At 70.3% G+C, this 11652-nt stretch carries 16 protein-coding genes, 1 tRNA gene and 1 riboswitch; of the genes, 16 read left to right on the top strand and 1 reads right to left on the bottom strand.

What is annotated here, in order from left to right:
• From ACTHJJ_RS10820 to der, 3 genes are all read left to right on the top strand, one after another.
• Positions 1–265 (top strand): (d)CMP kinase (locus ACTHJJ_RS10820; RefSeq protein ID WP_440302948.1); only part of this gene is annotated, 265 nt, incomplete at its 5' end.
• Positions 266–369: 104 nt separating this feature from the next.
• The gene (locus ACTHJJ_RS10815; RefSeq protein ID WP_440302947.1) at positions 370–942 is read left to right on the top strand and encodes a lysophospholipid acyltransferase family protein; all 573 of its coding nucleotides are present in this window, start codon (positions 370–372) and stop codon (positions 940–942) included.
• Positions 939–2417 (top strand): ribosome biogenesis GTPase Der, encoded by a 1479-nt coding sequence (gene der, locus ACTHJJ_RS10810; RefSeq protein ID WP_440302946.1) that lies wholly within the window; start codon positions 939–941, stop codon positions 2415–2417. The genes ACTHJJ_RS10815 and der overlap by 4 nt, the downstream gene beginning before the upstream one ends.
• A 72-nt stretch (positions 2418–2489) precedes the next feature.
• Here the strand turns inward: der and ACTHJJ_RS10805 are convergent, their stop codons facing one another.
• Positions 2490–3338, bottom strand: coding sequence for a trypsin-like serine protease (locus tag ACTHJJ_RS10805; protein ID WP_440302945.1), 849 nt, complete (start codon positions 3336–3338; stop codon positions 2490–2492).
• Positions 3339–3521: 183 nt separating this feature from the next.
• Between ACTHJJ_RS10805 and ACTHJJ_RS10800 the strand changes: the two genes are divergently transcribed.
• The 13 genes from ACTHJJ_RS10800 to ACTHJJ_RS10740 all read left to right on the top strand — a co-directional run.
• Positions 3522–3595, top strand: a tRNA-Pro gene (locus ACTHJJ_RS10800).
• Between the two features lie 187 nt (positions 3596–3782).
• Positions 3783–4052 carry a hypothetical protein gene (locus ACTHJJ_RS10795; RefSeq protein WP_440302944.1) on the top strand — a complete coding sequence of 90 codons (270 nt, stop codon included), beginning with the start codon at positions 3783–3785 and terminating at the stop codon, positions 4050–4052.
• Positions 4053–4142: 90 nt separating this feature from the next.
• Positions 4143–4604: a hypothetical protein gene (locus ACTHJJ_RS10790; RefSeq protein WP_440302943.1), complete on the top strand. Its 462-nt coding sequence runs from the start codon at positions 4143–4145 to the stop codon at positions 4602–4604.
• A gap of 104 nt (positions 4605–4708) precedes the next feature.
• Entirely contained in the window at positions 4709–5332 is a 624-nt protein-coding gene (locus ACTHJJ_RS10785; RefSeq protein ID WP_440302942.1) for a CDP-alcohol phosphatidyltransferase family protein, read from the top strand.
• A 32-nt stretch (positions 5333–5364) separates the two neighbouring features.
• Positions 5365–6225 (top strand): DUF881 domain-containing protein, encoded by an 861-nt coding sequence (locus ACTHJJ_RS10780; protein ID WP_440302941.1) that lies wholly within the window; start codon positions 5365–5367, stop codon positions 6223–6225.
• A gap of 37 nt (positions 6226–6262) precedes the next feature.
• On the top strand, positions 6263–6595 hold the full coding sequence (locus ACTHJJ_RS10775; RefSeq protein ID WP_440302940.1) for a small basic family protein: 333 nt from the start codon (positions 6263–6265) through the stop codon (positions 6593–6595).
• A 1-nt stretch (position 6596) separates the two neighbouring features.
• The gene (locus tag ACTHJJ_RS10770; protein WP_440302939.1) at positions 6597–7388 is read left to right on the top strand and encodes a DUF881 domain-containing protein; all 792 of its coding nucleotides are present in this window, start codon (positions 6597–6599) and stop codon (positions 7386–7388) included.
• A 101-nt stretch (positions 7389–7489) separates the two neighbouring features.
• Positions 7490–7879, top strand: a complete 390-nt coding sequence (gcvH, locus tag ACTHJJ_RS10765; RefSeq protein WP_440302938.1) for a glycine cleavage system protein GcvH — start codon at positions 7490–7492, stop codon at positions 7877–7879.
• 159 nt (positions 7880–8038) lie between these two features.
• The gene (locus tag ACTHJJ_RS10760; protein ID WP_440302949.1) at positions 8039–8428 is read left to right on the top strand and encodes an FHA domain-containing protein; all 390 of its coding nucleotides are present in this window, start codon (positions 8039–8041) and stop codon (positions 8426–8428) included.
• A 9-nt stretch (positions 8429–8437) separates the two neighbouring features.
• Positions 8438–9118 carry a transcriptional regulator FtsR gene (gene ftsR, locus ACTHJJ_RS10755; protein ID WP_440302937.1) on the top strand — a complete coding sequence of 227 codons (681 nt, stop codon included), beginning with the start codon at positions 8438–8440 and terminating at the stop codon, positions 9116–9118.
• Positions 9119–9151: 33 nt separating this feature from the next.
• Positions 9152–9646: a bifunctional nuclease family protein gene (locus ACTHJJ_RS10750; RefSeq protein ID WP_440302936.1), complete on the top strand. Its 495-nt coding sequence runs from the start codon at positions 9152–9154 to the stop codon at positions 9644–9646.
• 175 nt (positions 9647–9821) lie between these two features.
• Positions 9822–10397 (top strand): MerR family transcriptional regulator, encoded by a 576-nt coding sequence (locus ACTHJJ_RS10745; protein WP_440302935.1) that lies wholly within the window; start codon positions 9822–9824, stop codon positions 10395–10397.
• A gap of 37 nt (positions 10398–10434) precedes the next feature.
• Positions 10435–10533, top strand: a riboswitch (glycine riboswitch).
• Between the two features lie 70 nt (positions 10534–10603).
• Positions 10604–11652 (top strand): glycine dehydrogenase (locus ACTHJJ_RS10740; protein WP_440302934.1); only part of this gene is annotated, 1049 nt, incomplete at its 3' end.

Here is an 11652-nt window from a genome sequence, read left to right as displayed (position 1 = left end):
CGCCCCCGATGCGCCGGTGCGCATCCTGCTCACCGCCTCCGAGGAGGCCCGCCTGGCGCGCCGGTCCCGGGAGCTGCACGGCGCCGCCGACGCGGCATCGGTGGCGGCCACCCGCACCCAGATCATCGACCGCGACCGGGCCGACTCCTCGGTCTCCGAGTTCACCGTGGCGGCCGACGGCGTGACGACCCTCGACACGTCGGACCTCGACTTCGCCCAGTCCGTCGCGGCCGTCCTGCAGATCGTCTCCGCCGCCCGTCAATGAGCGCCGTTGCCCCGCCGTCGCCTTGGCGGCCACGCCTGGGACGGTGGGTCGGGACCACGCTGTTCCACACCGCATACCGCGGTCGGCGCCGTCATGCCGAGCGGGTGCCCGCCCACGGCCCCATCATCCTCGTCGCGAACCATGCCGGGTTCCTCGACGGACCGGTGGTCTTCTCGCTCGCCCCGCGGCCGGTGACCTTCCTCGTCAAGCAGGAGGCCTTCACCGGCTTCTTCGGCCGGGTCCTCGACGCGGTGGGGCAGATCCCCATCGACCGGACGGTCGGGGACCGAACCGCGCTCGCCGTCGCGGGCGCGGTGCTCGAGGGGGGCGGCGCCGTCGGCATCTTCCCGGAGGGCACGCGCCGGGATGGTGACGTCGAGCAGGTCAACCAGGGAGCTGCGTGGCTCGCCCTGCGCGCCGGCGCCCCGATCGTCCCGGTCGCGGTCCTGGGGACCCGCCTGCCCGGTCGGTCGGCCGGCACGTGGCCGGTTCCGCTCTCGCCTATCACGGTCGACTTCGGTGAGCCGTTAACTCTCGAGGCGGACCGGTCGCTGCCGGGCCGGGACCGGCTGCGGGCGGCGACCGAGCAGCTGCGGGTGACGCTCGCGGACCATGTGCGGTCGGCGCGGTGGGAGAATGGGTCGTCCAGCCCCACAACCGATGAGAGGACACCGTGACAGACGAGACCGCACGCCCGGAGGGCGAACCGATCTCGCCCGACGACACCTCCGTCGAGCGGGCCCTGCGCGCAGGGCTCTCCGAGTTCGAGCTGAGCCCGGAGGACCGGGCCCTCATCGAGGGCGAGGGCCGTGTTGGCGCCGACGCGGTGACGGCTGCACCACTGCCCGTGGTGGCGGTGATCGGCCGTCCGAACGTAGGCAAGTCGAGCCTGGTCAACCGCATCCTCCGGCGCCGCGAGGCGGTCGTCGAGGACGTCCCTGGGGTGACCCGCGACCGAGTCTCCTACGAGGCCGAGTGGTCCGGCCGCCGCTTCATGCTCGTCGACACGGGTGGCTGGGAGGCCGACGCGACCGGCATCCACCTGCGCGTGGCGGAGCAGGCCGAGATCGCGATCGAGCTGGCAGACGTCGTCATGTTCGTCGTCGACGCGACCGTCGGCGCAACCGACGACGACGAGGCGGTCGTCAAGCTGCTCCGGCGCTCGGGCAAGCCCGTCGTGCTCGTCGCCAACAAGGTCGACGACCAGCGGGGCGAGGCCGACGCCGCGATGCTCTGGAACCTCGGCCTGGGCCAGCCCTGGCCCGTCTCCGCCCTCCATGGGCGGGGGAGCGGAGACGCCCTCGACGCCGTCCTCGAGGTGCTCCCGGACGTGTCCGCCAAGGGGGCGCTCGCGCCCGGTGGCCCGCGCCGGGTGGCCCTGCTCGGGCGCCCGAACGTCGGCAAGTCGAGCCTGCTCAACAAGATGGCCGGCACCGAGCGGGTCGTCGTCGACAACGTCGCCGGCACGACTCGCGACCCGGTCGACGAGCTCATCGAGCTCGGCGGACGCACATGGCGGTTCGTCGACACGGCCGGGATCCGTCGGCGCGTGCACCAGACGCGCGGAGCGGACTTCTATGCCTCGCTCCGCACCCAGGCGGCCCTCGAGAAGGCGGAAGTGGCCATCGTGCTCATCGACGCCGAGCAGCCCATCGCCGAGCAGGACATCCGGGTCATCCAGCAGGTCATCGACTCCGGCCGTGCCCTCGTCATCGCCTACAACAAGTGGGACCTCCTCGACGAGGAGCGCCGCTACTACCTGGAACGCGAGATCGAGAAGGAGCTCGTCCAGGTCCCGTGGGCACCGCGGGCCAACGTCTCGGCACGCACGGGGCGTCACCTCGACCGGCTCGTGCCCGCCCTAGAGACGGCTCTCGACTCGTGGGACCGGCGCGTGCCGACCTCGCGGCTCAACGCCTTCCTCGGCTCCGTCGTCGCGGGACACCCGCACCCGGTCCGGGGCGGCAAGCAGCCGCGCATCCTCTTCGCGACGCAGGCCTCGACGCGGCCGCCACGGTTCGTCGTGTTCGCCTCGGGGTTCATCGAAGCCGGCTACCGCCGATTCCTCGAGCGCAAGCTGCGCGAGGAGTTCGGCTTCGAGGGGACACCGATCGAGCTGTCCGTGCGCGTCCGCGAGAAGCGGCGCCGCTGAACGAAGAAGAGGTATGCCGCTCACTCAGCCTCCGGACGGAAAGCGCGGTGAGCGGCATACCTCCCTGGTGTGTCAGCCGGGGTTGACCCCGAAGCCCTTCAGCCAGTTCTGGACGACCGGGATGTCGACGCGCTGGAGGCCGTCGATGTACCGGCAGTTGTCCGTGTAGCCATAGCTGGTGACCGTGACCTGGTAGCCGTCCTTGAAGGAGGGTCCTCCCGAGTCACCGAAGCAGCTGCCCCCGGTGCCGCGGACGTCGTTCGGGTTGCCGTTGACCTGGAGGATCTGCGGTGTCAGCTTCTGGCCCGGTGCCTCGGCCACCCGCCGGATCAGCGGGTAGGACTGGGGGGTCGGCTTCTGCGGGCCGCTGTCAGGCTTGCGGACCTCGGTGCCGTAGCCGACGATCGTGAACAGTGTGTGGGCGAGGTCGCGACGGGCAACGGTGTCAAGGTAGTTCGTCGGAGCGAGCTTGGCGGGCGTGATGCCCTGCGGGGCCTGATCGAGCCTGACGACACCGACGTCGTTCCAGTTCTTCAGGTCCGTGAAGTCGGAGTAGGCGGGGTGCGTGGCCGCGGTACCGGCCCACCAGGTGCGGCCCCGGACGTCGGTGAACGACCCGCTCTGCGTGTAGCCCTTCGCCGGGTCGGCCTTCGGTGTCTCGCTCGGCGCCTTCTCCGCGATGACGGAGTCGAAGGTGACAATGGTCTTGCCGACGGTGCCGTCCGTGCAGTGGGCGGCGGTAAGGAGGACCGTGGGTGTGACGAGGGTGGCCGTGCAGCGATAGGTGCCGGTCCCGTCGAAGAAGAGGATCATCCCGACGTTGGGGTGTCCGTTGCCGTCGGCGTTCCCACCGGTGATGGCTGTGGCCGTGATGGCTGGGACCGTGACGAGGCCGAGGATGGCCCCGGCAGCCAAGATCATTCGGCGAACTGATCTGAACATGTGCCTGCTCTCCGTTGAGTGGACTGGGCTGTCCCCGCACAGCCGGCGGTGCCCCGACGCTACCGGGTCGGGGCAGCCGGGGGGCGGTAACGGGCCCGCCTGACCGATTACGACCTCCGGCCACCCGTGCGCTAAGGTTCAGACGCCCCGGAAGCGGGGTGACGGGCTGTGGCGCAGCTTGGTAGCGCACTTGACTGGGGGTCAAGGGGTCGCAGGTTCAAATCCTGTCAGCCCGACCGAAGAAACCGCAGGTCAGAGGCGGTCTCCGCGTGAACCGGAGGCCGCCTCTCGCTTTCTCGGTCGCTGTCTCTGCCGATGTCCGTGCAATGTGCCCACACCGGCCAGGGGACCAAGTCCCGGCCATTGGGCATGATGGTCACATAGCCCTCCTGAATGGCAGGACCCCGACGAAAGGGGAGGGTGATGGCAGTCCGGCTCATCACATACGACCTGAAGCGGCCCGGGCGGACGTATGCGAAGCTGCAGGACGAGATCAAGTCCGCCGGCGACTGGTGGCACTACCTCGACTCCACGTGGCTGGTGGACACGTCACTGACCTGCAACGCGCTCGCGGATCGCCTGCACAGGCACACCTCCACTGGGGACTGCCTGCTCGTTGTCGACGTATCCCGCGACGAGAAGCAGGGCTGGCTCCCGCAGGACGCCTGGGAGTGGATCAACCGCCACTGGTGACCGGCGGCGGACGAAGCTTCGCACCCTCACTGGGCGCCGACCCGGCCCGGATCTCGTGTCACCCCGGCAGATGCGGGTAGGGGGAGCGCCATGGCGACGTCAATCGTCCGAGGGCTCATCGCCGGTGCGGTTGGGACCACCGCGCTCAACGCGGCGACCTACCTCGACATGGTGCTGCGCGGCCGCCCCAGCAGCTCGACGCCCGAGCAGACCGTTGAACGTACGGCCGAGCTTCTCGGGGTGTCGGTGCCCGGGAGCGAGGAGCAACGGCAGGCTCGCAAGTCAGGGCTGGCTCCCTTGCTCGGCATCGCCACCGGCGTCGGCGCCGGCATGGTGCTCGGCGCACTGCGTGGTGCCGGATGGGCGCGTGGGCCGGCCGCCACGCTCGCCGTGTCGGGAGCGCTGGCGATGACGGCCGGGAACGGCCCCATGGCCCTGCTGGGTGTGACGGACCCCCGGAAGTGGCCGGCGTCGTCCTGGGTGGCCGACATCGTCCCCCACGCCGTGTATGCCGTCGCGGCCACGGCGACCCTCGAGGCCTTCGATCGATAGCAGGGCACGGGTCGGGAGAGGTGCAGGGCATAGAGCTCCGAGGCCGTCGGCGGGACGGCGGGCCGCTGTCGGGAACAGGGGCGCCTGACGGTTAGGCTCTGCCTGTGACAGAGGACCTGGGAGAATCCGCGCGCACGGGCACCGTGTCCGAGCGGGTGTTGACGCTCCCCAACGTCCTGTCGATGCTCCGCCTCGCCGGGGTGCCGGTCTTCCTGTGGGCCATCGTCAGCCGCCACGACGGGCTCGCCCTCGTCGTGCTCGCACTTTCCGGCATCACGGACTATGCCGACGGCAAGATCGCCCGGACCTTCCACATGGAGTCACGCCTCGGTCAGTTCCTTGACCCCATCGCCGACCGGCTCTACATCCTCTCGACCCTCATCGGGCTCTCCTGGCGCGGCATCATCCCGCTCTGGTTCCTCGTCCTGCTGCTCGCACGCGAGGCGGTCATGCTCGTCATGCTCCTCTATCTCCGCAGCCGCGGGCAGATCGGCCTGCCGGTCCACTTCGTCGGCAAGGCGGCGACCTTCAACCTCCTCTACGCGTTCCCGCTGCTGCTGCTCGCCCACCGGAGCGACGTCATCGGTGACCTCGCGCGCCCCATCGGTTGGGGGTTCGCCTGGTGGGGCCTTGTCCTCTACTGGTTCGCCGCGATCCTCTACGGGATCCAGGCCCAGTTCGTCCTCTCGCGGACACGTCACCGACCAGGGGCCCCGAGGGCGCGATGATCTCCACCCCGCCCAGGGCTCCGGACGCCTCGATGACCCTGATCACCTCGATGATCAGGCGACCGCTCGACCCCGGTTACGAAGAGGCGGCCCGGCGCCGGCGGACCGCGGGCCTGCCGCAGGCGACCACGACCCGCACCGTCATCGTCGTCGTCATGGCACTGCTCATCGGGTTCATGTTCGCCGTCGGTGCGAAGGCTCTTCGCCCCAAGCCGACCGCCGCGACCCAAGCCAGAGCCGAGCTGATCCAGCGGATCGAGACCCTGCAGGCGCACGCTGCCGGCAGCGAGGCCCAGATCCAGAACCTGACCAAGCAGGTGCGCGGCTACGAGGAGACCGCCCTGGCACAGGCCGGCGCGCCCGACCTCACCGCGCGAATCAAGGACTACGGCGTCGCGGCCGGTGCCGTCCCGTTGACCGGGCCGGGGCTTACCCTGACCCTCGACGACGCCGCCAGCAACGGGACGGACGTTCAGACAGGCGACCGCCCGAGCAGCGGCTTCAACTCCGGGAGAGTGGCCTCCGCCGACCTACAGATCATCGTCAACGGGCTGTGGGGCGCCGGCGCGGAGGCGATCTCGATCAACGGGCACCGGCTCACGTCCACTGCGGCCATCCGCTTCGCCGGACAGGCCATCATCGTCGACTTCAGGCCACTGTCGCGGCCCTATGTCGTGACCGCGCTCGGGGATCCCGACCAGATGCAGCGTGTCTTCGGTCCCTCGTTCGCAGGGATCTACCTCGACCAGCTGACGAAGCAGTTCGGTATCCGGGCGGCCTTCGCCGGTTCGAAGTCCCTGACGGTTCCGGGCGACTCCGCGCTGCACCTCGAGTTCGCAGAGCGCGCGGGATCCGACGTACCATCTGGCGGACCGACGGGCTCGCGACCATGAGCGGGCTCCCACAGGACCTCGAGGAAGGGGCAACGAGGTGATCCCGGCCATCGGCTTGCTCATCGGCCTGCTGATCGGGCTGTTCCTGGACCCCTCCGTGCCGCTCTGGCTCCAGCCCTACCTGCCGATCGCCATCATCGCGGCGCTCGACGCCGTGTTCGGGGCGGTCCGGGCGGTACTCGACGGCATCTTCAACGACAAGGTCTTCGTCGTCTCGTTCCTCTCCAACGTCATCGTCGCGGCGTTCATCGTCTTCCTCGGCGACCAGCTGGGCGTCGGCTCGCAGCTGTCCACGGGCGTCGTCGTCGTCCTCGGCGTGAGGATCTTCTCCAACGTCGCCTCGATCCGGCGCCACCTCTTCCGGGCCTGACATGACCGAGCAGGCAGGACCCGAGCAGGCAGGACCTGAGCAGGCAGACGCCACCGGGACCGGCATGGGGCCGGTCGATGGCCGCTCGGCCTGGCGCCGGCTGTTTCGCATGGGCCGGCCACGGCCGACCAAGGCCAACGTCCTGTCCGCGATCCTCGCCATCCTCCTCGGCACCGCCATCGCCACCCAGGTCCAGCTGACGAACTCCCGCGGACTTGAAGACCTCAGCCAGAGCGACCTCGTTCGAGTCCTGGACGACTTGTCGCTCCGGTCGTCCCGGCTCGACCAGCAGGTCCGCGAGCTGGAGGCCACCCGGGACCGGCTCAAGAACGGCACCGGCGACACGGCGGAGGCGATGCAGCAGGCCGAGAAGCGCGTCGACACGCTGGGCATCCTCGCCGGCGCCCTGCCCGCCCACGGCCCCGGCATCCGCCTGATGATCAGTGACCCCGACCGCGCGGTGACCGGCCCCGTCGTGCTGGACCTCATCCAGGAGCTGCGCGACGCCGGTGCCGAGGCGATCGACGTCGGCGGAGTGCGGGTCGTCGCCTCGACGTTCATCGGCACCCAGGACGGGGCCATCCTCGTTGACGGACACCGCGTGCAGCGACCGATCGAGGTCAAGGCGATCGGGGACTCCAAGACCCTTGCCTCGGCGATGGCCATCCCGGGTGGCGTCATCGAGAGCGTGCGGCAGAAGGGTGGGGCGGCAGCGGTGACCGAAGTCGACGACCTCAGGGTGACGTCCATCCACCAGGCGACGCCGCTCACGCATGCCACCCCCGGCGAGTGACCCGCCGAGCCCTCCTCCTGTGCAAGAGCGGCGCTCCATGGCATCCTCTCCTCGTGCCGACTCCACCCCCGGGCGTCGGAACCCATGACGACAGGAGCGACATGAGCGACCTCAGCTACCCGAACGACCTGCGCTACACCAGCGACCACGAGTGGGTCCGTGGCGACGGCGAGACCGTCCGGATCGGCATCACGGCGTTCGCGCAGGACGCCCTCGGTGACGTCGTCTACGTCTCGCTCCCCGCGCTCGGGGACACCCTGGCCGTCGGTGACGCCTGCGGCGAGGTCGAGTCGACCAAGTCGGTGAGCGACATCTTCGCCCCGCTGGCAGGCGAGGTGACGGGTGTCAACGAGGCTCTCGACGGTGCCCCGGAGCTGATCAACAGCGACCCGTACGGCGAGGGCTGGATGTTCGAGCTGCGGCCCGAGGACCCGTCCGCGCTCGACGATCTCATGAACGCCGCCGACTACCAGGCATCCCTCGCGTCCTGAGGCGGGGTGGGCAGGGGCTCAGGGGGAGCCCGCGTGAACTATCGTGTGAGCAGGAGGACCCTGCGACACACGGACAAGGAGGACCGCAGCGTGAGCGACGAGCACGATGACGCCACGACCCCGCGCGAGCACGACGATGTCAACATCGAACCGCGCACCATGCGGTTCTCGGGAGTCCCCGGTGCCGAGGTCGAGCACCCGGAGGGCCGGGCCGGGCTGAGCTCGGAGGACCGGGCCACCATCGGCGCCCTGCGGCCTGGAACGGCGCTGCTCATCGTGCAGCGGGGGCCCAACACCGGTGCCCGGTTCCTGCTCGACGACGACCAGGTGACGGCAGGCCGGCACCCCGACTCCGACATCTTCCTCGACGACGTCACCGTCTCGCGCAAGCACGCCGCCTTCGTGCGCCAGGGCGACGGCTACCTCGTGCGGGACGCCGGCTCCCTCAACGGGACCTACGTGAACCGGGAGCGGATCGACGAGGCCGTCCTGTCGACGGGCGACGAGGTACAGATCGGCAAGTTCCGCCTCGTCTACTACGCCGACTGACGCGCCCGGATGGCGGCACGCCTGACGATCGGTCGGCTCCTCGCCCGGCTCACAGACGAGTTCCCCGACCTCAGCCCCTCCAAGATCCGATTCCTCGAGGCCGAGGGTCTGCTGACCCCCGACCGGACGCCTGCCGGCTACCGGACCTACTCGGAGGATGACGTCGAACGGCTGCGCTACATCCTCGCCGCCCAGCGCGACCGGTACTGGCCGCTTCGCGTCATCAAGGACGCCCTGGACGCACTGGACCGGGGCCTGACCGAGCCGCAGCAGCCCGGGGGGCTGCCGCGGGTGCCGGCACCGGCCCCGGACACCGACGTGCCCGAGCCAGCCGCCCTGCTGTCCAGACCGGCGCTGTCGATGACCGGCCCCGAGCTGCGCTCCGCGTCCGGCCTCGACCGGGAGACCTTCCACGCGCTCGAGAACTTCGGCCTGCTCGATCCGGATCCCTCCGGCCTGTTCGACGCGCACGACCTCGACATCGCGGTCGCCGCGGCCCGTCTCGCGGAGCACGGGCTGGAGGCGCGCCACCTTCGCACCTTCCGCACCGCCGCCGACCGCGAGATCGGGCTCGTCCAGCAGGTGCTCTCCACGACCCGCGGCGAGGTCCGCGAGGATGTCACCGCAGAGATGCTCGCGTCGTGCATCGCCCTCCACGTGGCCCTCGTCAAGGCCGGGATCGACCGCTGACGCAAGCGTTCCCGCGGGAGGTACGGTGGGAGCGTGAGAGAGGTCGATGTGCTCGGGGTCCGCGTCGAGATGCCGACGAACCACCCGATCGTCCTGCTGCGTGAGCGCGACGGCGGGCGGTACCTGCCGATCTGGATCGGGGCACCAGAGGCGGCGGCGATCACATATGCCCAACAGGGCGTCGTGCCTCCCCGGCCGATGACGCACGACCTCATGCGCGACATGCTCGCCGTGCTCGGGCACACCCTGACGGAGGTGCGCATCGTCGCGCTCAAGGACTCGGTCTTCCACGCCGCGCTCATCATCGACGGCAACACCGAGGTGAGCTCGCGCGCCTCCGACGCGATCGCCCTGGCCCTCCGGACCGATGCGAAGGTCTTCGTCGACCCGGCGGTCCTCGACGAGGCCGCCATCGTCGTCTCCTCCGAGGAGGACGACGAGGTCGAGCGGTTCAAGGAGTTCCTCGACCACGTCTCGGCCGAGGACTTCGACAAGCCGGAGAATCCGGACAGCTCGCCCGGGGCCTGACCTTCCACTTCAAGGTGAGGGTGGCGACACGCCGGCTCCCGCGGCGCCCAGATGTTTGACGGCTGGGGGGCGCGGAACTACCGTCGTGATAAACCACGATGTTGTAGTTATCCACGTGTCACCCGCCGGCCCCCAACCCGCACGTTTCGGGGACCGCACCAGTCAGGAGGTTGGCATGGCCGCCACGCAGGACACTCACCGGCACGCCACGCCGCCCGCCGCGCAGGGACTCCTGTTCGACGACCATCTGCCCGACCTCGACGAGGACACGGGCTACCGGGGCACCACGGCCTGCAAGGCCGCGGGCATCACCTACCGTCAGCTCGACTACTGGGCCCGCACCGGCCTCGTGGAGCCGTCCGTGCGCAGTGCGACCGGGTCCGGCACACAGCGCCTCTACGGCTTCCGCGACATCCTGGTCCTGAAGGTCGTCAAGCGACTGCTCGACACGGGCGTGTCCCTCCAGCAGATCCGCGTGGCCATCACCCACCTGCGTGACCGTGGGGTCGACGACCTCGCGCAGATCACCCTGATGAGCGATGGCGCCTCGGTCTACGAGTGCACCTCCGCCGACGAGGTCATCGACCTCGTCCAGGGCGGACAGGGTGTGTTCGGCATCGCGGTCGGCCGGGTCTGGCGCGAGGTCGAGGGCGAGCTCGCCGAGCTGCCGAGCGAGCGAGCGGACGACGGTGTCCCCGCCGCGCACCCCGATGACGAGCTGTCCGCTCGCCGGGCGCGCCGCATGGCGTGACCGACCCGCACCCACTGGTAGATTCGATCCTGCTGATCGACCCTGCGCGGGAGAGTCCTCGAGGTGCTGCCACCTGCGAGGCGCCGAAGGGGCAACATCCCCGGAACCTCTCAGGCGCCCGGACCGCGCAGGCGAGGCACATCTGGAGATCCTGAGCGGTCGACAGACGGGGAGCGTAGACCGCTCGACCCCGTCAGGAGCAGACCATGCCGATCGCCCAGCCGACCGACCAGACCGTCACCGGGCTGTCCGACTTCGTCGCACGCCACGTCGGGCCAGGCCCCGAGGACGTCGCGCACATGCTCAAGGTGGTGGGCCAGCCGTCGCTCGATGCGATGTGCGACCGGGCCATCCCCGCTGCCATCCGCTCGACCGAGCGGCTCGACCTCGAGGCGGCACCCAGCGAGAGCGCGGTCATCGAGGAGCTGCGTGAGCTCGCCTCACGCAACACGGTCGTCCGCTCCCTGATCGGGCTCGGCTACTACGGCACCGTGACCCCGCCGGTCGTCCGGCGCAACGTCCTCGAGAACCCGGCCTGGTACACCGCCTACACCCCGTACCAGCCGGAGATCTCACAGGGTCGGCTCGAGGCTCTGCTCAACTTCCAGACCGTCATCAGTGACCTGACCGGCCTGCCGATCTCGGGCGCCTCCCTCCTCGACGAGGCGACGGCTGCTGCCGAGGCGATGTCGCTCATGCACCGCGCCACCCGGTCGGGGGCGGACGCCGTCGTGCTCGTCGACGAGCGCGTCTTCCCGCAGTCCATCGCAGTCATGCAGACCCGCGCGGATGCCCTCGGGCTGCCCCTCGTCGTCACCGACCTCACCTCCGTCTCGGACGCCGCGCAGCTCGCTGCCGCCGCCTCCGACCGCCCGGTCGCGGGTGTCATCGTGCAGTACCCCAGCGCGACCGGCGAGATCGTCGACTGGCGGGCGCTGACCGACGCGGTCCACTCCGTCAAGGGACTGGTGACCGCCTGCGCCGACCTGCTCGCCCTGACCCTCCTCGCGGCGCCGGGGGAGTGGGGCGCCGACATCGCCGTCGGCAGCGCCCAGCGGCTGGGCGTCCCGATGGGCTTCGGCGGGCCGCACGCCGGCTACATGGCCGTCCACCAGGGCCTCGCGCGGCAGCTGCCGGGCCGTCTCGTCGGGGTCTCGGTCGACTCCGCCGGACAGCCCGCGTATCGCCTCGCGCTGCAGACCCGCGAGCAGCACATCCGCCGGGAGAAGGCCACCTCCAACATCTGCACCGCACA

This window comes from Intrasporangium sp., from assembly GCF_051961875.1.
Taxonomy (GTDB): Bacteria; Actinomycetota; Actinomycetes; order Actinomycetales; family Dermatophilaceae; genus Intrasporangium_A.
Note: the sequence above shows the minus strand (reverse complement) of the source record. Positions and strands in the feature narration are given on the sequence as shown.

Coding starts and splice junctions, on each gene's coding strand:
- ACTHJJ_RS10805 (WP_440302945.1), bottom strand. CDS start 3,338: ATGATCTTGGCTGCCGGGGCCATCCTCGGCCTCGTCACGGTCCCAGCC.
- ACTHJJ_RS10795 (WP_440302944.1), top strand. CDS start 3,783: ATGGCAGTCCGGCTCATCACATACGACCTGAAGCGGCCCGGGCGGACG.
- ACTHJJ_RS10790 (WP_440302943.1), top strand. CDS start 4,143: ATGGCGACGTCAATCGTCCGAGGGCTCATCGCCGGTGCGGTTGGGACC.
- ACTHJJ_RS10780 (WP_440302941.1), top strand. CDS start 5,365: ATGACCCTGATCACCTCGATGATCAGGCGACCGCTCGACCCCGGTTAC.
- ACTHJJ_RS10770 (WP_440302939.1), top strand. CDS start 6,597: ATGACCGAGCAGGCAGGACCCGAGCAGGCAGGACCTGAGCAGGCAGAC.
- gcvH (WP_440302938.1), top strand. CDS start 7,490: ATGAGCGACCTCAGCTACCCGAACGACCTGCGCTACACCAGCGACCAC.
- ACTHJJ_RS10760 (WP_440302949.1), top strand. CDS start 8,039: ATGCGGTTCTCGGGAGTCCCCGGTGCCGAGGTCGAGCACCCGGAGGGC.
- ftsR (WP_440302937.1), top strand. CDS start 8,438: ATGGCGGCACGCCTGACGATCGGTCGGCTCCTCGCCCGGCTCACAGAC.
- ACTHJJ_RS10745 (WP_440302935.1), top strand. CDS start 9,822: ATGGCCGCCACGCAGGACACTCACCGGCACGCCACGCCGCCCGCCGCG.